Below are 23,379 nucleotides of genomic sequence, written 5' to 3' on the forward strand. Positions count from 1 at the left end.
GCACCCCATGAACACAGCATCCACCTCCCAGGCAGCCAGGCCCGCCCTGCTCGTTGTCAGGCCTGTCCCCGCGCCCGACGGCGGGCAGGGCGGCGCCAACGTTGTGAAGCTGCCGCCCCGCGCGGACCGGGCCGCCCGGGCTGCAGGCGGCGCCCCTTCACCGGGAGGCGGGACAGTCAAGGTCCTGGACCCGGTGGCTGCCGAGCGGACAGTGGTGTGCGCGATGTCGTGCAAGGTGGCCCAGGCTTCCTTGGAGGTGCTCAGCGGCGTCCGCTCCGTCCAGCAGCTCTCGCGGTGGCTGAGCACCATGTGCATGGATTCGCTGACCACCCGTGCCCGGCTGCACGCCGAGGCCGCCCGCTTGGAACTGCGCAGGCACAGCAGCGACGACGGCAAGGTCCACACGCTGTACCACCAGCCCCAGGTTCGCTCGGTGCACTGCAGTGCGGTGCTGCCGGGGATCTACGAGACCTCGGTGGTGGTTGCCGATGCGAGCCGTTTTCGCGCCATCGCCATGCGGTTCGAACAGTCACAGGGATTGTGGAAGGTCACTGCGCTGCAGATTGGCTAACCGTTCCTGCGCGGGCCGGCTAGAAGATGGGGCTCAGGCCGGCCCAGCCGTAGCCCACCTGGATTCGGGAACCCCATGTTGCATTCCCGGTTCTCGGATACAACCACAGCTTCCCTGCACTGTCGTAGGCCAGTACATCGGCAGTCCGGTCGCCGTTGAAGTCACCGGGACTCATCATGGCCGGCAAGGAGTTCCAGCCGCTTCCCACGAGGATTTGTGGTTTCCAGCCGCCCGTCCCACTGCCCGGGTACAGCCACAGGGCCCCTGTGGCGCTGTCCCGGGCCAGCACATCAGCCGTTCCGTCGCCGTTGAAGTCACCCGGGCCCACCAAGGTGTTGAAGATTCCCCATCCATTCCCCACAAGCACCCGGGGCAGCCAGCCGCCGCTGCCGTTGCCGGGGTACAGCCACAGCCGCCCGGTCAGCCGTTCCCTCGCCAACAGGTCAACATTCTGGTCGCCGTTGAAGTCACCCGGACCCACCAGGGCGTCGAAGCCGTTCCAGCCGTTTCCGATCACCACCGGCGCCAGCCATCCACCGTTTCCAGCACCACGGTACAACCACAACAAGCCCGTGGCCGGCACCCTGGCAATCACGTCAGCATGGCCGTCACCGGAAAAGTCGCCAACGGTCTCAAGGGCGTCAAATCCGTTCCAACCGTTTCCGATGGTGGCGGCTGCCCCGAACGTGCCGCGGCCGGTGCCCGGATATTGGCGCAGCTGGCCGCTGGCCGCCACCCGGGCCAAAACGTCAGTGTTCCAGTCGCCGTTGAAATCGGACGTGGAGGCGGACAGCGATGATCCCGGCATGGGAAGTGCGGCCAGCGCGTAGTTGGAACAGGTGATGTCGTAGTCCCGAACATCGTCATACCACTGCGACAGGTACACCTTGCCACCTGAAAAACTTGGCTGCACGCAGCGGTCCTGGGCCTCCGTGGGATAGTCAAGCCGGCCGGCCGTGGCCCAGACGGGAACGCCAGGCAGGCGCCAGGAAGCCGTGATGGATTGCCATCCGCTGGCAAAGGAGTACAGCCCGTAGGAGAACCCGGCATCTCTGAGTCCCCGCATCAGCCCTTCAATCACCAGCCGGTTCTCACGCTGGGAAGCAGCCGTCGCCGTGGGCCACGGTTGGGCTGGGCGGGGCTCGACGTCGATCCACACCATGGCAGGACGGAAATTGTTCCGGGCCAGGCTCGCCACCGCGTAGCTGGCCTGGGCATAGCCAACGTTGGACAGCTGCCCGGCCCGGGTGGTTGCAGACCACGGACCGCTCGAACGATAGCTCAGCAACTGCGAGGCCGAGGGAAACGCTGCCATGGTGTAGGCCTGGGCAGGCTTGGAATTTGTTCGCACCCAGGTGAGCTGGCTGCCCAGGCACGGGTTTTCCGTAAAAGGCAAACCCTTGGTCAAGCCAACCACAACAAATTGTGTCGAGGTTGGTGGCAGCGGCAAATCAAATCCGCCTGCAGCTGCGGGGCATTGGGGCCAGGAAATATCGTGTCCCGACAGGGTGGCAGCATGGGCCGGTGGCGCCGCGACAAGGATGCCCAAAATCAGGGCCAGGGTGGCAAGCACGCCTTGGATCAGCACGGGGGCGGACGCCGCCGTCTTGTGGACTCCTGCCTGATGTTCGGTTTGGCCGAAATATTGAGTCATGGCTTCACCATCCAATGCAAGTCAACCACGCCCGGGCACCGGGCGCCAGATGTTGGCCGGAGGCGACACCATGGAGTTTGGGCAGCCCTGGGCCGGATGCAAAAAACGCCGCCCGGCGTTTCCACGGTTGGTCCGTGGAAACGCCGGGCGGCGGCATTCCGGGTTGGCTGCTAGCGCTTCTTCTTCTTTTTGGCACCCTTGCTGGCGGGGCGCTTTGCCGACGGCGGCAGCCCGTCTCCGCTGCGGCGCTCGACGTGGGTTTCGGCGTCGCCCTGGGCATCCGGGGCGGTGAACTGCAGCTGCGCGGGCTTGGCCGGGGCTTCCAGGCCGGGGGCCGTGATCCGCGGAGCGGCGTGCTCGTGCTCGTGCTCGTGCTCGCCAGCTTCACCCGATGCACCGGCCACCCGGTCCATGAGCGCGGACGGCTGCTCGGCGACAACACCAACGGCGGTCTCCGGGGCGTTTTCAACCTGGACCTCGAGGTTGAACAGGAAGCCGATGCTCTCTTCGCGGATGGCGGCCATCATGGACAGGAACATCTCGTAGCCTTCGCGCTGGTATTCCACCAGCGGGTCGCGCTGGGCCATGGCGCGCAGGCCGATGCCTTCCTTGAGGTAGTCCATCTCGTAGAGGTGTTCCTGCCACTTGCGGCCCACGACGGAGAGCACCACGCGGCGTTCCAGCTCGCGCATGGTCTCCGAGCCCAGTGCCGCTTCACGTTCCTGGTAGGCGACGCGGGCGTCCGAGAGCAGCTCGGTCTTGAGCAGCTCGGGGGTGATGCGGCCTTCGCCGCCCACCTCCTCGGCGATCTCATCGAGCGTGACCGTGACGGGGTAGATGGTGCGCAGGTTGGTCCAGAGCGTGTCGAAGTCGTATTCTCCGGCATGGCCCGAACTCAGGGAGGCGTCGATGATCTCGTTGACCGTGTCCTCCAGGAAGTGCTGGACCTTTTCGTGCAGGTCCCCGCCTTCCAGGATGCGGCGGCGGTCGCTGTAGATGGCTTCGCGCTGGCGGTTCAGGACGTCGTCGTACTTCAGGACGTTCTTGCGCTGCTCTGCGTTGCGGCCCTCGACCTGGCCCTGTGCGGAGGCAATGGCCTTGGAAACGAGCTTGGATTCCAGGGCGACGTCGTCCGGCATGGAGGAGCGCGACATGAGGCGTTCTGCGGCACCGGAGTTGAACAGGCGCATGAGGTCGTCGGTCAGCGAGAGGTAGAAGCGTGACTCGCCCGGGTCGCCCTGGCGTCCGGAACGGCCGCGGAGCTGGTTGTCGATGCGGCGGGATTCGTGGCGCTCGGTGCCCAGAACATACAGGCCACCGGCCTCAAGGACTGCCTCGTGCTCGTCCTTGACGGCCAGCTTGGCTGCCTCGAAGGCGTCGTGCCAGGCGGCCTCGTACTCCTCCGGGGTCTCCTCGGGGTCGAGTCCGCGTGCGGCCAGTTCAGCCACAGCGTTGAACTCGGCATTGCCGCCGAGCATGATGTCGGTGCCTCGGCCGGCCATGTTGGTGGCGACGGTGACGGCGCCGCGGCGGCCGGCCTGGGCCACGATGGCTGCTTCACGTGCGTGGTTCTTGGCGTTGAGGACCTCGTGCTTGACGCCGGCCTTGGCCAGCTTCTTGGAGAGGTATTCGCTCTTTTCCACGCTGGTGGTGCCGACCAGGACGGGCTGGCCGGTTTCGTGGCGTTCCACGATGTCGGCCACGACGGCGTCGAACTTGACGACCTCGTTCTTGTACACCAGGTCGGACTGGTCCACACGCTGCATGGACTTGTTCGTGGGGATCGGCACAACACCCAGCGAGTAGGTGCCCATGAATTCGGCGGCCTCGGTCTCGGCGGTTCCGGTCATGCCGGAGAGCTTGCCGTACAGGCGGAAGTAGTTCTGCAGCGTCACAGTGGCCAAGGTCTGGTTCTCAGCCTTGATCTCCACGCCTTCCTTGGCTTCGATGGCCTGGTGCATGCCCTCGTTGTAGCGGCGGCCGGCCAGGATGCGGCCGGTGTGCTCGTCAACGATGAGGACTTCGCCGTCCATGATGACGTAATCCTTGTCGCGCTTGAACAGTTCCTTGGCCTTGATGGCGTTGTTCAGGAAGCCAATCAGCGGGGTGTTGGCGGATTCGTACAGGTTGGAAATGCCGAGGTAGTCCTCAACCTTTTCAATGCCTTCCTCCAGGACGCCCACCGTGCGCTTCTTTTCGTCGACCTCGTAGTCCTCGTCGGCGTTCAGGCGCAGGACCACCTTGGCGAATTCGCCATACCAGCGGTTGGCGTCGCCCGAGGCCGGGCCGGAAATGATCAGCGGCGTCCGGGCCTCATCAATGAGGATGGAGTCAACTTCATCGACGATGGCGTAGTTGTGGCCGCGCTGGACCAGCTCGTCCTTGCTCCACGCCATGTTGTCGCGCAGGTAATCGAAGCCGAATTCGTTGTTCGTGCCATAGGTGATGTCCGCGGCATACTGGGCGCGGCGGACGGCAGGGTCCTGGTTGGAGATGATGCAACCGCTGCTCTGGCCCAGGAAGCGGAACACGCGCCCCATGAGGTCCGACTGGTACTGCGCCAGGTAGTCGTTGACCGTGACCACGTGGACACCCTTGCCAGACAGCGAGTTCAGGTAGGCCGGGGCCGTGGCCACCAGGGTCTTACCTTCACCGGTCTTCATTTCGGCAATGTTGCCCAGGTGAAGTGCGGCGCCGCCCATGAGCTGGACGCGGAAGTGGCGCAGGCCCAGGGTGCGCGAGGAGGCCTCGCGGACGGCAGCAAACGCCTCGGGGAGCAGCTCGTCCAGCGTTTCGCCGTCCTTGTGCCGCGCCTTGAGCTTGTCGGTTTCCTCACGGAGTTCGGCGTCGGTGAAGGTCTGGAAGGAATCCTCCAGCGAATCAATGGCGTCCGCCAGGACGTTGAGTCGTTTAAGCGTCTTGCGATCGCCCGTGCGAAGGACCCGCTCAAGAAGTGATGGCACGAAATTGCTCCCAATCTATTGCTGCCTAAAAGTGGCGTTTTCAGTCTACGTGAGAAGAGGCACAGCTTCAGGACAGCCGCTTCCCTATTCAGCAAGTTCCCAGCCTGGCCGTTTCAGGCCATGGCCTCGGCAAGGGCCGGGGCCAAATCCCCGTGTTGGTGCACCACCACGGCGTCCAGTCCCAGCCATTGGGCCATGAGCGCCAATTCCCCGGCAAGTTCGACGGCGGTGTGCGCCGGCGCGTCCGGCTCGCCAAAGGCGCCCCGGACCAGCAGGGTGCCGGACTGGCGGTCCGCCTTGAGGTCCACGCGGGCCACGATGTTCTCGCCCAGCAGAAAGGGCAGCACGTAATATCCGTACCTGCGTTTCTCCGCGGGGGTGTAAATCTCCAGCCGGTAGTGGAAGCCGAAGAGCTGCTCCAGGCGGCGCCGTTCAAAAACGAGGGAATCGAAGGGGCTCAGCAGGGCACGTGCCACGGCCTTTCTGGGCCTGGCGGCATCACTGTGCACATAGAGCTCGGCATTCCAGCCTGCCACGCTGGCCGGGCGCAGGGTGCCCCGGCGCACGAGCGTTTCCACCGCGCCGGCACTCTCGCGCACCGGCAGGCGGAAGTAGTCGGCAAGGCAGCGGACTGTCCCGATGCCATGGGCAAGCGCCGAGGCCTCGATGAGCCGGAGCATGGCCTCGGACTTGTCGGGGCTGCTGTCCCCGTCGTGCCTGAGCGCAGGCGGCAGCACCTTTGCGGTCGGGGCATACCTGCGTTCAAACTGTTCGGTGCGCCCGGCCGCGCTTACGGCACCCTTTTCAAAGAGACCCTCCAGGGTGCGCTTGACGGCGTTCCAGTTCCAGCCCCATTCGTCCTTGTTGCTGACTTCCTCGTGCCCGATCCGGGCAGTCACCTCGCGGGCGGTCAAGGGCCGGCTGCGCCCAAGCAGTTCGAGGATTTCACCCTCCAGTCTGTCCCGCAGCGCCGCTTCCATGCTCTCGGAGCCGACCCACGTGCGGCTTTGCCACACCCGCAGGTCGTGGAAGTGCTCGGGCCTGATGAAGCTGGCCTCGTGGGCCCAGTACTCCATCATCTTGCGCTGTGCGCTGGAGGACAGCGTGGCCAGCAGGTCCCTGTCATAGTTGCCCAACCGGGCAAAGAAGGGCAGGAAGTGGCTGCGGGAGACAACGTTGACCGAATCGATCTGGACCAGTTGCAGACGGGCAAAGGTCCGGCCCACGGCCCGTGCTGTGACGGGTTCCGTGGACCGGACCTTTGCCAGTCCCTGGGCCTGGAGTGCGATTCGGCGGGCCTGTGGCAGGCTCAGCCGTTCAATCATTCCTTGGCTTTCGGGGTTTTGTGGGTGGCAGTGTGTGGATCAAACCCTGGCGGGCTCATCCGGTGAGCGGTAGGCGGAGATTTCCTCGACCCCCGCGGCGTTTTCATCCAGCGAAATGACCCCGTAAGTCCATCCCTTGCGGCGGTAGACCACCGAGGGGATGCCTGTTGAGGAATCGATGAACAGGTAGAAGTCGTGTCCCACCATTTCCATGTTGTCGACGGCGTCGTCGAGTGAGAGTGCCGTGGCAGGGAAAACCTTGCGGCGGATCAGCACGGGCGAATCGCCGGCAGGGATGTCGTTCTCGATGTCGTAGGGCGACTTTTCCTCGACAACCGCTTCAGCCTTCTGGGCGTAGATCGGTTCGGAGGAGCTGACGGGAGGCAGTGAACCGGTGGCCTCGTTGACGGCCACGGGGGCGTGCCTGCCGTGGTGGACCTTCTTCTTGTCCTTGGCCCGGCGGAGCCGCTCAAGCAGCTTTCCGTAGGCCAGGTCGAATGCAGCAAACTTGTCCGATGCGGCAGCTTCCGCACGGATCACCGGACCCCGGCCCAGAACCGTGAGCTCCACCGTGAGGGGGGCTTCTGCTGTGCGTGCCTTGCTCTCCTTGGAAACCTTCACATCAACCCGCTGGACCTTGTTGGCCAGCTGTTCGATCTTCGTGAGCTTCTCGCCAGCATATTCGCGGAATCGGTCCGAAACACTCAAGTTGCGACCGGTGATCATGAACTCCATGGTGCCCTCCAAATATCTTCGGTGACACGGCGGCCGGGTAGCGATTGGTGTGCCAATCCTGACCGCCGACGGGCGGTTTCCCCTCGAAAGGGGTACCCGTTCATTCACGTTAGTTCACTGGCACCGTTTATTCATCTTTTGCGGAAAACTTATTTTGGGCGAGTCCTTCCACGGCGGAAATTGGGTGGCCTTGATCGGGTGCCCTGGCCGCTGCCAGCACCGCCGCGGCAACCACGACAAGCCCCGATTTTCCCAGTGTTTCGGCAGCTTCGCGCAAAGTGGATCCCGTGGTGAGGACATCGTCAACGAGTACGGCCCGCTGTCCGTTCGGCTTCGCTTGAAGCGGAAATCCGGACACGCCACACCCCCTGATTTTCATAGTGTTACGCACGTTGCGGCGCCTCGCCGAGCGGCCCAGCCCCTTCTGGTGCCGTTGGCGCCACGGCAGCCTGGCCCGGATGCCAAGGACAGGTGCAACAATTGCCCCGGCGGGCAGCCGGCCCTCCCTGAGCATTGCCCGCAGCAACAGCGCCACGGGGTCGTATCCCCGGCGTCGCCATCCAGTGCCGGTGCTGGGTACGGGAACAAGCAGCACGGGCCCGCCACCTGCCGGTGGGTGGCCTTCCGTGGCCAGCGCGGCCTCGAGGCTGCGGGCAAGGCCGCGGGACAGGACCGGCGCAAGCTCGGTGCGGCCGTGGTTCTTGAAGGCCAGGATGGCTGCGGACAGCGCATCACGGTAGTTCCCGGCCGCGACCACCGGCAGCAGCGCCTCCCCCAACACACCCACAAGGGCATCCGCGGTGGCCTCGGCACGGAATGGCACAGCCGTCTGGCGGCGGATTTCCGTGGCACATTCGGCGCACAGTGCGTGGTCCTCCATGCCGCAGACGGCGCATTCGGCGGGCATGACCAGGTAGAAAAAGTCGCGCAGTGCCGCCTCACAGGCAGTCCACATCCGCAGCCAGGCCGGCCGTGGCAGCGCGCGGTGGCTGCCCCTTGTGCCGTGGCTGCCCGGGCCGCCAGCCGCCCCGGAATCCGCACCATGCTCAACCCCGGGACCGGTCTCCATGCCCCCAGCGTGGCCGCAGCGCTTCAGTTGCGCCAGCACGCCTGAAGGGATTGTGGATAGGCACGCGCACGGCCCTGCCTGTGGAGGACTCGTTGTGCCAGTCCGAATCCCTGGCCGCCAACCCACCGGAGGTGTCCACTGGAACGCCAAGCCGGGCGTTGAATCCTTAGCCTGCGAACGACGCCTGGCGCAGCTCCTTGGCCACCACTTCCCAGCTGTTGCCCACGTTGGCGTAAAACTCGGTGGCAGTCTGGGCGTGCACATTGCGCACCCCGGATCCTGCGCTGAGCCATTCCAGGCCGGGAAGTTCATCCATGGTGGTGGGCGTCCGGGCCAGGTCGAGGATTTCTATGGAGACCGGGTCGACTGTGGACGGTGCCATGACGGCGACGCTCGACTCCCCCGCCCACACCCCCAGGGTCGGTGATCCGGTGTGCACCATGGACAGGGGCTCGGTGAGCTGCTTGGGCGCATCGCCGGACTTGAAGATGCCGGTGATGCTGACCTGGCTGACGCCGTTGGCCTGCGAGATGACAAGTGCCCGCGTGCCGTCCCTGGACACGCGCAGCGTGGTGACTTCCTGTCCCACGAGCCACGGAACCGTCAGCACGACCGGAACACCCAGCTTGCCGCCGTCGTCCGGGTTGATGGCCATCACCGTCCCGGAACCGTCCCCGGCAGCCGAGAACAGCCAGCCGTTCGGGGCGAACGACGGCGGTGTCATGGCAACCCCTGACAGGGCTACAACGGGCTGCTGGCCCGGCACCACCGTGTAGATCCGGTTGCCGCCGGAACGGAAGGCAAACCGCTTCCCGTTGTAGGAGATGGCAGGCGCCGTGGGGAGCAGCTCCGCCACGGAGGGCATGTTGGGGATGGCCGTGATCTTGGTGCCGTCAAAGCTGACCAGCTCATTGTTGGACAGGGCCACCTGCGTGGGCGGCACCAGGTTGTCAATGACCATGGGTGTGATGGCGTCGACGGGCCCACCCATGTCGACTTCGCGGTCGTCGGCCAGGAACTGCACCTCAATGACGGTGCTGAGGGCCTTCTGCAGGGTCACGAGCAGCTGGGAATGCATCTGCTGGCGCTGCTTGACGGTGGTCTCCAACAGTGCATCGGCAGTCAGGCCCACCTTGGCAAGGCCGTTGTTGACCGGGACGGAATCGCGCTCCAGCGCAATCCCGTTGGGAAAGGCGCTCACAACGGCGCCCTTCAGGTAGGGGGCGGGCCCTTCCAGCATGGCCTTCACAATGGCGGTGGGCGTGCGCGACGACCGCCCGGCCAGCCAACGCACATCCGGCACCCCGTAGGTGAACGTGGGGTCAAAGAAGTACAGCGGGAACGGGCTGAACAGCGTCTGGAACGTGGCTTCGCTGAGGATCAGGCCATTGGGCGTCTTGGAGATCCGCCACTGGCCGTCCACCTGTTCCAGCGTCATCTGCACCGATTCCTTGGCGCCTTCGCCTTCCGGGGTCAGCACGCCCATCGAGTCCACCGTGGAGACCACGTCAAAGGTCAGCACGTAATTGTCCTTGTCGGTCCCCGGCGCCACTGCGAAGGCGTCCCGGTACACCAGGGTGCGCTGGTCCGGGGACCACGACTGCGCGAGCCCGGGTGCCAGGAACTGCCGCGCGACCTGGAAGTCGTCGTTCAGGCCCGTGCCGGCCTCGATGAAGCCGCGCACAATGCTCTCGGGCGAGGCGTCCTCCACCGGCGCAAATTGCTGGAAGTTGACGTTGACGGAGTTGTTCCGCGGGGCCAGGGGGTCGCTCTTGCCCACTGTGCCCTTCATGGGGATGGTGGCGCAGCCTGCCAGCGCCAGAAGCACGACGACGGCCATCACCAGGGTGCCAAGCGCCCCGTTCCGCCGCAGCCTGCCGCCGGGACGGCCGCCCCGGTTCCTGTGCGTGGGTGCCATCACGGCTCCACCCTTTCCTGGGAATTGCCGCCGGGCCCGTTGTGGTGGTCGGCGCCCTTGCCCAGCGCACCCAGCTCCGCGGGGCTGTCGACTGCCGGGATGGCGCCACTGGCGGGATCGTGCGCAGGTGCCTTGAACTTGCCGAGTGCACCCACCACACCCATGGCGCCGGTGTTTGTCAGGAGCGGGCCGGTGGTGAGCGACGGCGCGTGGCCGGCCTGGCCGCCGTCGGGCGGCAGTGGAACAGGCGAATGCGTCAGCACCCCGCCACGCTGGCGCGGCAGGGTGAGCCGGAAGCAGGAGCCTTCGCCGGGAACGCCCCAGGCCTCGAGCCAGCCGTCATGCAGCCGGGTGTCTTCCATGGCGATGGACAGGCCCAGGCCGCTGCCGCCGGTGGTGCGGGCGCGGGCGGTGTCGGCGCGCCAGAAGCGGTCAAAGACGTGTTGCAACGCCGAGGGAGACATGCCGACCCCGTAGTCGCGCACGGCCACCGCCACGGCGGTGTCGTCGGCGGAGACAAAGATCTTCACGGGGTTCCCCTCGCTGTGCTCCACGGCGTTCAGGACTAGGTTGCGCAGGATCCTATCGATCCGGCGCGAGTCCATCTCCACAACGCACTTGTGGCTGCGCAGGCGCGTCACCACCGAAAGCTCGCAGCCGTTGGCCTCGGCGACGGGGGCGGCGCCGTCGATCACGGAATGGATCACGGAGAAGATGTCCAGCTGCTCGGCGTCGAGATCGGCCACGCCGGCGTCGAAGCGGGAGATTTCCAAAAGATCGGCCAGCAGCAGCTCGAAGCGCTCCACCTGGTGGAAGAGCAGCTCCGAGGATCGCTTGTTGATGGGGTCAAAGTCCTCGCGGGCGTCGTAGAGGACCTCGGCGGCCATCCGGACTGTGGTCAGCGGGGTGCGGAGTTCGTGGGAGACATCGGAGACGAAGCGCTGCTGCATCTCCGAAAGTGAGGCCAGGGCGGTGATCTGGTCCTGCAGCGAGGTGGCCATCTTGTTGAAGGAGGTGGCCAGGCGGGCCATCTCGTCCTCCCCCTTGACCACCATGCGTTCCTCGAGTTCGCCGGCGGCCAGCTTTTCCGACACTGCGGCTGCCTGGCTGACGGGGTTCACCACTGTGCGGGTCACATACCAGGCGATGGCGCCGATGAGCAGCAGCAAGATGGCTCCGGCCAGCCACAGCACGGACTGGATGTAGTTCAGGGTCTCCTGGGCCGTGTTCAGGTCGTAGATCATGTACAGCTCGTAATTGGTCTTGAGCAACTCAACCTGGCTGCCCACCACCACCGCCGGGTGTGCCCCGGAACTGCCGGTCGGGAGGGCGATCGACTGCCAGAACTGGCCGTCGGCATCCCCCTGGACGGCGCGGCGCAGCTCGTCGGGGATGATGGCCGTGGTGACTCCGCCGGAGTCCGAGGAGCTGACGGCCAGGCGGCTGTTCTGGCCCGGGATCTTGACCATGAGGTACTTGCGGTTGTCGTCCGCGCCGCCCACTTCAAGCAGTTTCAGCGTGTCCACAACGTAGGTGGACACGCGGGTCTGGTCGCTGAGGCTGGCGTTGGAAAAGCTCTCCTGGACCTGGGTGACGCCGCGGGCGGAGTCCTGCTGGGCCTGGATGAGGCGTTCCTTGAACAGGCCGTTGGAGATCTGGCCGGCCAGGTAGCCGCCTACGCCCACCACGGCAACGGAGGCGATCAGCAGAGTGGTCACCACTGTGCGGAACTGCAGGGACGTGCGCCATTGCCGGGACCAGGAGCTGCGCAGGCGCAGGGCCGCCCTGCCCACGGCACGGCCGGCCGCACGCAGTGCCAGCAGCGCACGGGCCAGCACGACGGCGATGGGCGAACCGTGCGCCTCGGGCCCGTCAGGGGATTCGGTCTCGGCTGCGGCGCCAGCTGGCGGCACGGCGCCAAGGTGGGTGACGGCGTCGTTCCCGGACTGCTCCTGGCTCATTGCCCCTTCACCACCGCAACACCATGTCCGCGGCTTATGACCCGGCCTTGTAGCCCACGCCGCGGACGGTCAGGACAACTTCGGGGGCTTCGGGGTCGCGTTCAATCTTGGAGCGCAGGCGCTGGACGTGGACGTTGACCAGGCGGGTGTCGGCGGCGTGGCGGTAGCCCCACACCTGCTCGAGCAGCAGTTCGCGGGAGAACACCTGCCACGGCTTGCGGGCCAGGGCCACCAGGAGGTCGAACTCCAGGGGCGTCAGGGAGATCTTCTCGCCGGAGCGGCGCACGGAATGCCCGGCCACGTCGATGCTGATCTCGCCAATGATGAGTGTCTCGGGGACCTTGACGTCGCCGGGGCGCAGCCGCGCACGGACGCGGGCCACGAGCTCGGCCGGCTTGAAGGGCTTGGCCACGTAGTCGTCGGCACCTGATTCCAGGCCGCGGACCACATCGGAGGTGTCGGACTTTGCTGTCAGCATGACGATGGGCACGTCGGATTCGGCGCGGATGAGCCGGCAAATCTCGATGCCGTCGATTCCGGGCAGCATCAAGTCAAGCAGGACCAGGTCCGGCTTGTTGGCCTGGAAGACCTCAAGGGCCTTGGCTCCGTCGGCGCAAAAAACGGGGTCAAACCCGTCGTTGCGGAGCACAATGCCGATCATTTCGGCCAGTGCCTCGTCATCGTCAACAACTAAGATGCGTGCCTTCATGCTTCTATATTTGCCTATTGGACCGCGAATGTCCCCATCGACGCTCCACAAGTGGCGTTTCGGGGGCGATTCGGCCGGTTCTGCCCCCTCTCGATGGCACTGAAGGGTGGTGGATGTGCGCCGGCGGCATCTCTTTGTGCAAATCTGACTCCATTCACGGAGATTTCCCGGCACTTCCCTATAGGGTTTGAGGTGGACGCAGCCACACACCATGTCCACTGCCACAACCACCGCAGGGCGCCACCCCAGCGGCCGCGGCCACGTGCACGGCAGGGGCTGCGGAAAGATTTACTGGGGAGAAAATCAGGGAGCAGCATGACGCAGGAACCGCAGCAACCACCCGTGGAACCACAGGGCCACGAAGGACAGCCGAATGAGTGGCCGCAGGGCCAGCCCGTGCAGCCACCTGTGCAGCCACCCGCGCAGCAGTGGGGCCAAGCGGAACAGCCCGCGCAGCCGCAGTACGGCCAATATGCTCAACCGCAGTATCCCCAGTATGTGCAGCCTCAGTTCAGCCCGCCGCAGCAGCCCGCCCAACCCCAGTGGGGGCAGTATGCCCAGCCGCAGCAAGGCCGCCAGCCCTGGCCGAGCGAGCTTCCGGGCGGGCCCGGGCCGTTCGGGCACAACTATGCCGCCCCGCCCAAGCCCGGCGTGATTCCGCTTCGCCCCCTGGGCCTGGGCGAGATCCTGGACGGGGCGTTCCAGGCCGCCCGCCGCAACGGCAAGGCCATGTTTGGTTCGGCCCTGATCTTCCAGCTGGCCACCACGGCCGTGACGCTGCTGGTCATGTTCGTCGCCTTCGGCCAGTTCATGGGCCAGCTACTCAGCTTCGACTCCACTTTTGACGAAACCGACCCCGCCGCGGCTGCCGCCCTGGGCGGCGGAATCATCACGTATTCCGTCTCAATCCTGCTGACGGCATTCCTGTCGGTCATCATCCAGATGGTCCTGCAGGGAGCCCTCGTCATCCCCGTGCTGCGCGCCGTCCTGAACCGCAAGACCTCCTTTGGGGAAATGTGGCGCCTGGCCAAGCCGCGGGTTGGCAGCCTGATCGTCCTGGCCCTGCTTTACGCTGCGGCGATGGTCGTGGCGATAGTGGTTTATACGCTGATCGTCGTGGGCCTGGTCTTCGCCGTCTCCCCCGACAGCGAGACCGGCGTCCTGGGCATCATTGGCCTGGCCGTGCTCCTGAGCCTGCCATTTTTGGCCGCAGGCATCTGGCTCGGAACCAAGGTCCTGGTGGCCCCGGCGGCAGTCGTGGTTGAGAACATTGGCGCCGTGGCCGCCGTCAAGCGTTCCTGGCAGCTGACCAGCCGCAACTGGTGGCGCACCTTCGGCACCTCGCTGCTGGCGGCCATCATTGCCGGCGTGATTGGCAGCATCATCACCACGCCCGTCGCCTTCCTGGCCGGTTTGCTGACGCCCATGATGCTCGGCACCGAGGCCACACCCGAGCAGCTCGTCACCCAAATGATCATCATCCAGGCCATTTCCGGCGTCATCGGCGCCCTGGTGGGTGCCGTCACCCTCGCCTTCCAGACGGGCGTCATGGCCCTGATCTACGTGGACCTGCGCATGCGGCGCGACGGCTTTGACATCACCCTCCTGAAGGAGGCCGAGTCGGGCAAGGACGACGGCGGGATCCCCGGCTCCCTCGTCGCCGCCGCCTTTGTGCCGTCTCCCTATGCAACGGGCACAACCGGCACTGGCCCCTACGCCCCGGGACCGCCTCCCGGCAACTACGGGCAGTAGGTCCGGACACCCATGGCATTCCCCCTGTCCGCCGCTGCGCTGCGCCCGTCCGAGGTGCCAGTTGTCCCCGGGTCCGGCGAAGCCAGGCAGTGGGCGCAGGAGGAGCTGGCCAAGCAGCTGTACCAGGACGCCAAGCCGGGCTGGGCCGAGCAACTTGGCCAACTCCTCATGCAGGCGCTGGCGGAGCTGCTCCAGAAAGTTGGCGTCGCCCCTGGCCAGACCGGCCTGGTGATCGTGGGCGCCGTGGCAGTCCTGGCCATTATCGCGGTGGTGCTCATTGTCAGGCCCCGGCTGAACCGCAGGAAGGCGCAAGAATCGGCGGTGTTTGAGGGCGCCGCGGTGCTTTCCGCCAATGAACACCGTGCCCGGGCCAGGGCAGCCGCCGAGGCGGGCGATTTCCGCGCAGCTGCCACCGAGCAGTTCCGTGCCATGGTCCGATCCGCCGAGGAACGGGACATCAGCATGCCGGCGCCGGGACGCACCGCCGTCGAAGTCGCCACCGAGCTGGAACGTGCCTTCCCCGCCCATGCCGAGCCCTTGCACCGCAGCGCCGAACTGTTCAACGCCGCACGCTATGGGCAGCAGACACCCACGGCGGACATGTACCGGCAGATGGCCGACACCGACGCTGCCGTCGCGGCGGCAACACCCGTGTACGCCGACCAGGCCGGGGCGGTGCAGCCGTGAGCGCACAGGCAGCGCCGGCGCAGGAGGCCGCAACACCCGGACCCGCCGCCGGCACCGACGGGCTGTTCCGCGACACCGGCCCCGGCAACCGTGCGCGTGCCCGGGCCTGGTGGCGACGGAGCAGGTTTTGGGCCATCTGCGCCGCCGTGTTCATTGTGCTGTCGCTGATCGCCTTCTTTGCGGCAGGATCCGGCAACCGCAGCAGCGCCACACTGTCCATCACGAACCCCGCCCCCGCCGGCGCCCGGGCAGCGGCCGAGGTGCTGCGCAGCCAGGGCGTCAACGTCACGGCCATGGACTCGCTGGCCGGCACCACCGCAGCCCTTGCAGCCAACGGTTCCGGGAGCAGCACCGTGTTGTTCAACGATCCGGCGCAGCTGTTGTCAACGGAGCAGGTGGGCGAATTGGCCGCTGCGGTCCGTTCCGCCGGCGGCCGGCTCGTCGCCATTGCGCCGGGCCCGCTGGCCGCAGGGGCCCTGGACGCCGGCATCACCAGCGCCGGCTCTGCCTCTGAAACCCCGGCCGTGCAGGCCGGATGTGGCAACGCCGACGCCGCAGCGGCCCAAACCATTGACGGCGGCGTCTCTGCCATCGCCGGAATCGCACCCGTTCGGACCGCCCTGCAGCTCTACAAGGGCGCGCAGACGTGCTTCGTCCCGGACGGGGCGGGGACCGGAAACAGCGGCGGATACCTGGCCCTGGACACCACCGGCTCCGTTGCCGTGCTGGGCAGCCCGGGCATTGTCATCAACCAAAACCTGGCAAGCCGCGGCAACGCCGCCCTCACCTTCAGGCTCCTGGGCAGCACGCCCGAGCTGCTCTGGTACACGGCGTCGCTGAAGGATGTTCCCGTGGCGGAACAGCCACCCTCACTTGCCGACTTCACGCCGCAGTGGATCTTCCCTGCCACGGCCTGGCTGCTGCTCGTGGCCCTGCTGGGCATGCTCTGGAAGGGGCGCCGCAACGGGCCCCTCGTCACCGAGCCGCTGCCCGTGGTGGTGAAGGCCTCCGAGACCCTGGCCGGCCGGGCCCGGCTCTACCAGGACGCACGCGCCTCCGGGACCGCCGGGCGCACCCTGCAGCACGCCACGCTGACCCGGCTGGCACACAAGCTGCGGCTGGGGCACACGGCCGAGCCGGCCGCCGTGGTCGATGCCGTGGCAACCGCAACAGGGCGCAACCGCCAGCAGGTCAATTCCCTGCTGCTGGGCGACGCCCCCAAAACCGACAAAGACATGATGAGCCTGGCCGTTGAACTTGCGGCCCTAGAGGAAGAAGTGGCCCGCCGATGACTACACCCCACCCGGAGCAGCCCGCCGCACTGGACCTGCAGAAGCCGACGCCGGAGGCCTGGCAGCAGTCCGGGCAAGCCGCACCCGAGGCACCCCGGCAGGCTCCCCCGGCATCGCAGCCTGGCGCCAGCCACGCCGCCGCGGCGCTGCTGGCCGTGCGCGGTGAGGTGGCCAAGGCTGTGGTGGGCCAGGACGCAACCGTGACGGGATTGCTCATCGCCCTGCTCGCCGGCGGGCATGTGCTGCTTGAGGGCGTGCCCGGCGTGGCCAAGACCCTGCTGGTCCGGGCGTTGTCCACGGCGCTGAGCCTGGACACGAAGCGAGTGCAGTTCACCCCCGACCTCATGCCCGGCGATGTCACCGGTTCGCTGATCTACGACGCCAGCACCTCGGCATTCACGTTCCGCGAGGGTCCCGTGTTCACCAACATCCTGCTGGCCGATGAGATCAACCGGACGCCACCCAAGACCCAGGCTTCGCTGCTGGAGGCCATGGAGGAGCACCAGGTCTCGGTGGACGGAGTGTCGCGCCGGCTGCCGTCGCCGTTCATGGTGGCCGCAACCCAGAACCCCGTGGAATACGAGGGCACCTACCCACTGCCCGAGGCCCAGCTGGACCGCTTCCTGCTCAAGCTCACCATGGAGCTGCCCGCTCGGGATGAGGAAATTGAGGTGATCCGACGGCACAGCCTCGGCTTTGACCCGCAGGACCTGCACGCCGCCGGGGTGCGCCCCGTGGCCGGGGCCGCCGAGCTCGCTGCGGCCCGGGACGAGGTTGCCCAGGTGGGCGTGGCCGCGGAAATCCTGGCCTACGTTGTGGACCTGGTGCGGGCCACCCGCACGGCCCCGTCATTCCAGCTGGGCGTTTCCCCGCGCGGGGCCACGGCCATCCTGAAGTCGGCCCGCGCCTACGCCTGGCTGTGCGGGCGCAGCTTCGTCACGCCCGACGACGTCAAGGCCCTGGCCCTGCCCACGCTGCGGCACCGCGTGGCACTGCGCCCCGAGGCCGAGATGGACGGCGTGTCCGCCGACCACATCCTGCTCTCCATCCTGGCCACAGTGCCGGTCCCCCGCTGACCGGAAAGTAGCGCGAACATGGCAATATCGGGCCGCTTCCTTGCCCTGGCACTCGCGGCACTCGTGCCCATCGTCGTGCTGCCTGGCGTGGCCACGTGGCTGGCGGCGCTGGGTGTGCTGGCCGCCGTGCTGGTCCTTGATCTCAGCCTCGCAGCATCCCCCCGCCGTGTGGCGCTCCAGCGCACCCTGCCCGCCGGCGTCCGCCTGGGCGAGCGGGCATCCGCCGTGCTGCGGCTGTCCAACGAGTCACCGCGCCTGCTCCGCGCACAGGTCAAGGACGGCTGGCAACCCTCTGCAGGGGCCTCCAACGCGCTCCAGCAGGTCCGCATCCGGCCCGGTGAGCGGACAGCACTGCACATTGCGCTGCTGCCCTCCCGCCGCGGGGACCTGCTGACCCACCACGTCACCGTCAGGTCCTTTGGCCCGCTGGGCATGGCCGCAAGGCAGCGGACCATCGCGGCGCCGGGCACGCTGCGGGTGCTCCCGCCGTTCCACTCCAAACGACACCTGCCCTCCAAGCTCCGCAAGCTGCGCGAGCTGGACGGCCGGGCGGCCGTGCAGATCCGGGGGGCGGGCACGGAGTTTGATTCCCTCCGCGACTACGTCCGCGGCGACGATGTCCGCTCCATCGACTGGCGTGCCACCGCCCGGCGCCGGGACGTTGTGGTGCGCACCTGGCACCCGGAACGGGACCGGCGCGTGGTGGTCGTGCTGGACACCTCCCGCACCTCGGCGACCAGGATCCAGGACGAGACGGCCCTGGACACTGGAATTGAGGCCTCCTTGCTGCTGGCCGTGCTGGCGGAGCGCGGCGGCGACCGGGTCAGCCTGCTGGCCTACGACCGCCGTGTCCGGGCCAAGGTTTCCTCCACGGGCAAGGGAAACATGCTCAATGCCATGGTGCAGTCGCTGGCGCCCCTGGAACCGGAGCTGATTGAGCTCAACGCACCGGCCATCGCCGGACAGGTCCGCGACATCACGGCCCACCGGGCGCTCGTTGTCCTCGTGACGTCCCTGGATGCCGGCGCTGCCGAGGAGGGCCTGATCCCCATGGCGGTGCAGCTGGCCCACAAGCATGTGGTGGTGGTCGCTGCCGTCCGCGACCCTGCCGTGGACGAGGCCCGCATGGACCGTTCCAGCACCACCTCCGCCTACCGCGCCGCCGCCGCCGAACACGCCCTGAACCGCAGGGCCGCCATCACGGCCGTGCTAAAGCAGTCGGGGGTGGAGGTGGTTGATGCGCCGCCGCAGGAGCTTCCCCCGCAGCTGGCAGACATGTACATCCGGCTCAAGGCCGCCGGCCGCCTCTGACCGGCCGGGCCGCGAGGGAATGGGCTAGTTGTTTTGGATGCCGCCCAGGGCGTCGGCCACCTCGAGGGTGCGGCCCAGCACCGCACGGGCCTGTTGCGGCGAAAGCTGCGCCAGGCTTGATTCGGGCGTGATGCGCAGCTGCTGCAGCCGCGACTCCTCCAGGCCGAGTCCGCGCCACGGGCGCATGATCCGCTCCACCAGGACGGAGTACTGCGGCAGGACGCCGCCGGCACCGGCAGGAACGGTCCCTGCCCACACACCGAGGCCGGATTCAATGGCGCCGGCCAGCTGCTCCCAGTGGCCCGTGTCCAGGTTTTGCAGGGGCAGCGCAACGGCGTCGGCCCCGCTGTCGATGGCCGTGTCCAGCGCCATGCGCCACGCGGCGGCTTCCGCGGCGGCCGGTTCCGTTTCCCCGGGGCGGGCCGCTGACCCTTGGCCGGCATCGCCGGGGGCAAGGTTGAGGGCAATCGTGGCGAAGCCTGCGGCCCGCGCCGCATCCACCAAGGTGCTCCAAGTGTGGCGCAGTTCCGCTGCGGGGATGGAACGCAGGGTCCGGTAGCCGGAGGCGGTGGGGATGGTGCCGGCCGCGGCCGCTGCTATGAACGGCTCATCGATCTGCAGGGTCAGTGCGGCCCCGGGCACGGCCGCCGCCACTTTGGCGGCGTGGAGCGCCAGCCCGGCTGCCAGGGAGTCCGCAATGTCGCGCCGGGCTCCGTGGTCGCGCAGCGCGCGTTCCCCGTAGTGGAGGTGGATGGACGCCGCAAGGGACAGCGGCCCCATGGCGTGGACCTTGAACTGTGCGGGGACCTCGCCCGCTGCACCCACCACGTCGGCCAGCACGTTGATGTCCGTGGACAGGGCCGAGACGGCCCGGCGCTGGTCAAGTCCCGGCCGGTCGGCAAAGCGCCAGCCGTAGGGCTGGATGTCGACGGGAAGCTCCACGAGCATCGCGGCGGTGCGGCCCACGGCGTCGGAACCTGTGCCACGGCCCGGCAGGGCAGCCAGTTCCGGCAGGTGCGGGGCAGGGAAAACGCCCAGGGCGACCTTGGCCGCCTCGACGGGGTCGGTGCCGGGCCACTGGCCCAGGGCCGTGGCTGTCGCGTGGCCGGGAAAAGCGTTGGGTGAGTGGCTCACGTGGCCTGCGTGCCGGCGTCGTCCCCGGCTGTGGCGTGCGCCGCGGCATGGGGATCGGCAACGAAGCCCTGGCCATCCAGGCTCACCACGGGCACCACACCGGTGGCGGCCACGGCGGAGTGGCTGTCGGAGATGGCCTGGTGGTGGTGGATGACCTCGCTGATGATGAAGTTCAGGAACTTCTCCGCGAACGCCGGGTCCAGGTTGGCCGATTCGGCCAGGGCGCGCAGGCGCTGGATCTGGGCCTTCTCGCGGTTGGGGTCGGCCGCCGGCAGCTGGTGCGTGGCCTTCAGGATGCCCACACGCTGGGTGGCCTTGAAGCGTTCGGCCAGCAGGTACACCAAGGTGGCGTCAAAGTTGTCAATGCTGGAGCGGATCGAGAGCAGCTCCGCCATGACGGCCGGGTCCACGGCGCCCGTGAGGGAGCTGGCGGAGGGGTCAAAGTCGTCGACGGACAGATGCTGCGGGTGGCTCGGTTCGGTCATAGGGACAGTTTAGGCGGTGCACCGGGCGGACAAAATTCATGTCCACGCGGGCACCGCCCACTGTCAGCCGCCTGCAGGGTTGCAGAGTCCTACTTGGCCGCGATCAGCGCCTGGTGGATGGCCCGGCGCTCGGCCTGCTCGGCCGGGTTGGGCACCGGCAGCGAGGCAATCAGTCGCTTGGTGTAGTCATGCTGTGGATTGCCCATGACCTGGTTGCCAATCCCCTGTTCCACCAGCCGGCCCTTGTAAAGAACACCGACCCATTCGGCAAGGATGTCGACCACGGCCAGGTCGTGGCTGATGAACAGGGCCGCGAAGCCCAGCTCTGCCTGGATCTCCAGGAACAGCTCCAGCACCTTTGCCTGCACCGACACGTCAAGGGCCGATGTGGGCTCGTCGGCGATGAGCAGCTTGGGTTGCAGGGCCAGCGCCCGGGCCAGCGAGGCACGCTGGCGCTGACCGCCGGAGAGTTCGTGCGGGAAGCGGCGGGCATAGCCGCGCGGCAGTTGCACCGACTCGAGCAGTTCCTCCACCTTTTTGGTGATGGCGGGGCCGCCCAGGCTGGTGTGGATGGCCAGCGGCTCGGCAACACATTCACCAATGGTCAGGTGCGGGTTGAAGGATGCCGCGGGGTCCTGGAACACGAAGCCGATGTCCTTGCGCAGCGGCCGGAAGGTGCGCTCCCGGTAGTCGCGCATCTCGTACCCCAGCACGTTCAGCGAGCCGCCCGTGGTGCGGTTCAGCCCGGCAATGGCCCGGCCAATGGTGGTCTTGCCGGAACCGGACTCCCCCACCAGGCCGAACACCTCCCCGGCGCTGATGGTGAAGGACACCTTGTCCACTGCCCTGAACGCCGGGCTGCCAAGGCGTCCCGGGTATTCAATTTCCAAGTCCGTGGCCCGGACCAGCACCTCCTTGTCCTGGAAGGCACGCTCCGTGAAGCCCTCCGAAGCGGAATTGCGGCCCAGGTGCGGGACGGCGGCCAGCAGCTTTTGCGTGTACTCCTCCCTCGGGTTGGCAAAGAGCGCCTCGGAACCGGCCTCTTCCACCACGTCGCCCTGGTACATGACCACCACGCGGTCGGCCAGGTCGGCCACCACCCCCATGTTGTGGGTGATCAGAACAATGGAGGTCCCGTAGCGGTCACGCAGGTCACGCAGCAGCTCCAGGATCTCGGCCTGGACCGTGACGTCCAGGGCCGTGGTGGGCTCGTCCGCGACGATCAGGCCCGGGTTCAGGGCCAGGGCGGCGGCAATGACCACGCGCTGCTTCTGGCCGCCGGAGAACTGGTGCGGATAGTAGTCCACCCGCTTTTCCGGGTCGGGGATGCCCACCTTGCCCAATGCCTCGATGGCCAGCTTGCGGGCTTCCTTCTTCCCCACACGCTTTCCCTCGGGCCGGTGGGCCCGAAGCCCTTCGGCAATCTGCCAGCCCACCGTGTAGACGGGGTTCAGGGCCGTTGACGGTTCCTGGAACACCATGGCCACGTCCCGGCCGCGGATGGCCCGCAGCTGGGCGGGGCTGACGGTGATGACATTGTTGCCGGAGATGACAACGGCGCCGCTGCTCTGGGCCGTCTCCGGCAGCAGGCCAAGGATGGCCTTGGCCGTGACGGTCTTGCCGGAGCCGGACTCGCCCACAATGGCCACAATCTCCCCGGGCGCAACGCTCAGGGACACATCCTTGACGGCAAACACGTCCCCCGCGTCGGTGGCAAAGGTGACCTTCAAGTCCGCGATGTCCAGCACCGGGCGCACTCCGTCCGCTGTGGCACCTGGCTTTTCACTGTGCCGGCTCATGCGTCCACCAACTCCTGCTTCTTCTTTCCGGCCCGCCTGCGTCCTCGCAGCCGGGGGTCGTTCAGGTCATTCATGGACTCGCCCAGCAGGGTAAGCCCCAGCACCGTCAACACAATGGCAGCGCCGGGGAAAACCCCTGTCCACCAGATCCCGGCGGTTGCATCGGACTGCGCCCGGTTGAGGTCGTAACCCCATTCGGCCGCGTAGGTGGGTTCGATGCCGAAGCCCAGGAAGCCCAGCGCCGCCAGTGTCAGGATCGCCTCGGAGGCGTTGAGCGTGAAGATCAGCGGCAGCGTCCTGGTGGCGTTCTTGTAAATGTGGCGGGCCATGATGCGCACGCTCGAGGCGCCCACCACGATGGCGGATTCCACGAACGGTTCAGCCTTCAGCCGGATGGTCTCGGCCCGGATCACCCGGAAGTACTGCGGGATGAACACGACAGTGATGGAAATGGCCGCCGAGAAAATGCCGCCCCACAGGCTTGAGCTGCCGCGACTGATGGTGATGGACATGACGATTGCCAGCAGCAGCGTTGGAAAGGCGTAGATGGCGTCGCTGACCACCACCAGGACCCGGTCCACCCAGCCGCCAAAGTACCCCGACACCAGGCCGAGGATGACGCCGGCGAAGATGGACAGCGCCACGGCAATCACCACCACCAGGAATGCCGTCTGGGCTCCCCAAATGGTGCGGGAAAAGACGTCGTAGCCTCCCGCCGTCGTGCCCCAAATATGGGCGGACGACGGCGGCGACTGGGTTTCGCTGAACCCCTGGCTGAAGCCGTAGGGGGCTATGAGCGGCGCGAAGGCAGCGGTCAGCAGGAAGGCAGCGGTGATGGCGATGCCCGCCACGAGCATGCCGCGCTGCAGCCCCACGCTCTTGCGCAGGTGCGCCACGACGGGCAGGCGGCTGAAGAAGGATTCATTTGCCTGGGCCAT

At 67.1% G+C, this 23,379-nt stretch carries 18 protein-coding genes; 6 read left to right on the forward strand and 12 right to left on the reverse strand.

Going from position 1 to position 23,379, the window contains the following annotated elements; genetic code table 11:
• Nucleotides 1-7 precede the first annotated feature (7 nt).
• Nucleotides 8-571, forward strand: a complete 564-nt coding sequence (locus PCK14_RS04105; protein WP_269937191.1) for an Rv3235 family protein — start codon at nt 8-10, stop codon at nt 569-571.
• 19 nt (nt 572-590) lie between these two features.
• Here the strand turns inward: PCK14_RS04105 and PCK14_RS04110 are convergent, their stop codons facing one another.
• The 8 genes from PCK14_RS04110 to mtrA form a co-directional block, all read right to left on the reverse strand.
• Entirely contained in the window at nt 591-2,225 is a 1,635-nt protein-coding gene (locus PCK14_RS04110) for an FG-GAP-like repeat-containing protein (protein ID WP_269937192.1), read from the reverse strand.
• 170 nt (nt 2,226-2,395) lie between these two features.
• Nucleotides 2,396-5,188, reverse strand: a complete 2,793-nt coding sequence (gene secA / locus PCK14_RS04115) for a preprotein translocase subunit SecA (RefSeq protein ID WP_269937193.1) — start codon at nt 5,186-5,188, stop codon at nt 2,396-2,398.
• Nucleotides 5,189-5,301: 113 nt separating this feature from the next.
• Complete coding sequence (locus PCK14_RS04120; protein WP_269937194.1) at nt 5,302-6,513, reverse strand: winged helix-turn-helix domain-containing protein; 1,212 nt, start codon at nt 6,511-6,513, stop codon at nt 5,302-5,304.
• A gap of 39 nt (nt 6,514-6,552) precedes the next feature.
• Nucleotides 6,553-7,248, reverse strand: a complete 696-nt coding sequence (gene hpf, locus PCK14_RS04125; RefSeq protein ID WP_269937195.1) for a ribosome hibernation-promoting factor, HPF/YfiA family — start codon at nt 7,246-7,248, stop codon at nt 6,553-6,555.
• Nucleotides 7,249-7,375: 127 nt separating this feature from the next.
• Nucleotides 7,376-8,317, reverse strand: a complete 942-nt coding sequence (locus PCK14_RS04130) for a ComF family protein (protein ID WP_269937196.1) — start codon at nt 8,315-8,317, stop codon at nt 7,376-7,378.
• 166 nt (nt 8,318-8,483) lie between these two features.
• Nucleotides 8,484-10,235 carry an LpqB family beta-propeller domain-containing protein gene (locus PCK14_RS04135; RefSeq protein ID WP_269937263.1) on the reverse strand — a complete coding sequence of 584 codons (1,752 nt, stop codon included), beginning with the start codon at nt 10,233-10,235 and terminating at the stop codon, nt 8,484-8,486.
• Entirely contained in the window at nt 10,235-12,196 is a 1,962-nt protein-coding gene (mtrB, locus tag PCK14_RS04140) for an MtrAB system histidine kinase MtrB (protein ID WP_269937197.1), read from the reverse strand. The genes PCK14_RS04135 and mtrB overlap by 1 nt, the downstream gene beginning before the upstream one ends.
• Nucleotides 12,197-12,230: 34 nt before the next feature.
• Complete coding sequence (gene mtrA, locus PCK14_RS04145) at nt 12,231-12,905, reverse strand: MtrAB system response regulator MtrA (protein ID WP_269937198.1); 675 nt, start codon at nt 12,903-12,905, stop codon at nt 12,231-12,233.
• Between the two features lie 315 nt (nt 12,906-13,220).
• On the opposite strand from mtrA, the gene PCK14_RS04150 reads away from it, so the two are divergent.
• The 5 genes from PCK14_RS04150 to PCK14_RS04170 are packed head-to-tail and all read left to right on the forward strand — an operon-like array spanning nt 13,221 to nt 19,023.
• The gene (locus PCK14_RS04150; RefSeq protein ID WP_269937199.1) at nt 13,221-14,657 is read left to right on the forward strand and encodes a DUF7847 domain-containing protein; all 1,437 of its coding nucleotides are present in this window, start codon (nt 13,221-13,223) and stop codon (nt 14,655-14,657) included.
• A gap of 12 nt (nt 14,658-14,669) precedes the next feature.
• Nucleotides 14,670-15,344: a DUF4129 domain-containing protein gene (locus PCK14_RS04155; protein WP_269937200.1), complete on the forward strand. Its 675-nt coding sequence runs from the start codon at nt 14,670-14,672 to the stop codon at nt 15,342-15,344.
• On the forward strand, nt 15,341-16,636 hold the full coding sequence (locus PCK14_RS04160) for a DUF4350 domain-containing protein (protein WP_269937201.1): 1,296 nt from the start codon (nt 15,341-15,343) through the stop codon (nt 16,634-16,636). The genes PCK14_RS04155 and PCK14_RS04160 overlap by 4 nt, the downstream gene beginning before the upstream one ends.
• Nucleotides 16,633-17,712 carry an AAA family ATPase gene (locus tag PCK14_RS04165; protein ID WP_269937202.1) on the forward strand — a complete coding sequence of 360 codons (1,080 nt, stop codon included), beginning with the start codon at nt 16,633-16,635 and terminating at the stop codon, nt 17,710-17,712. The genes PCK14_RS04160 and PCK14_RS04165 overlap by 4 nt, the downstream gene beginning before the upstream one ends.
• 18 nt (nt 17,713-17,730) lie before the next feature.
• Nucleotides 17,731-19,023: a DUF58 domain-containing protein gene (locus PCK14_RS04170; RefSeq protein ID WP_269937203.1), complete on the forward strand. Its 1,293-nt coding sequence runs from the start codon at nt 17,731-17,733 to the stop codon at nt 19,021-19,023.
• A 24-nt stretch (nt 19,024-19,047) separates the two neighbouring features.
• Here the strand turns inward: PCK14_RS04170 and PCK14_RS04175 are convergent, their stop codons facing one another.
• The 4 genes from PCK14_RS04175 to PCK14_RS04190 form a co-directional block, all read right to left on the reverse strand.
• A complete protein-coding gene (locus PCK14_RS04175) occupies nt 19,048-20,157 on the reverse strand; it encodes a hypothetical protein (RefSeq protein ID WP_269937204.1) in 1,110 nt (369 codons plus the stop codon).
• Nucleotides 20,154-20,642, reverse strand: coding sequence for a chorismate mutase (locus tag PCK14_RS04180; RefSeq protein WP_269937205.1), 489 nt, complete (start codon nt 20,640-20,642; stop codon nt 20,154-20,156). The genes PCK14_RS04175 and PCK14_RS04180 overlap by 4 nt, the downstream gene beginning before the upstream one ends.
• Nucleotides 20,643-20,731: 89 nt before the next feature.
• The gene (locus tag PCK14_RS04185; RefSeq protein ID WP_269937206.1) at nt 20,732-22,441 is read right to left on the reverse strand and encodes a dipeptide ABC transporter ATP-binding protein; all 1,710 of its coding nucleotides are present in this window, start codon (nt 22,439-22,441) and stop codon (nt 20,732-20,734) included.
• Complete coding sequence (locus PCK14_RS04190; RefSeq protein ID WP_269937207.1) at nt 22,438-23,379, reverse strand: ABC transporter permease; 942 nt, start codon at nt 23,377-23,379, stop codon at nt 22,438-22,440. Before PCK14_RS04190 ends, PCK14_RS04185 begins: the two co-directional genes overlap by 4 nt.

Origin of the sequence: Arthrobacter sp. HY1533 (assembly GCF_027568515.1) — a bacterium.
In the GTDB taxonomy this organism is placed as follows: Bacteria; Actinomycetota; Actinomycetes; order Actinomycetales; family Micrococcaceae; genus Specibacter.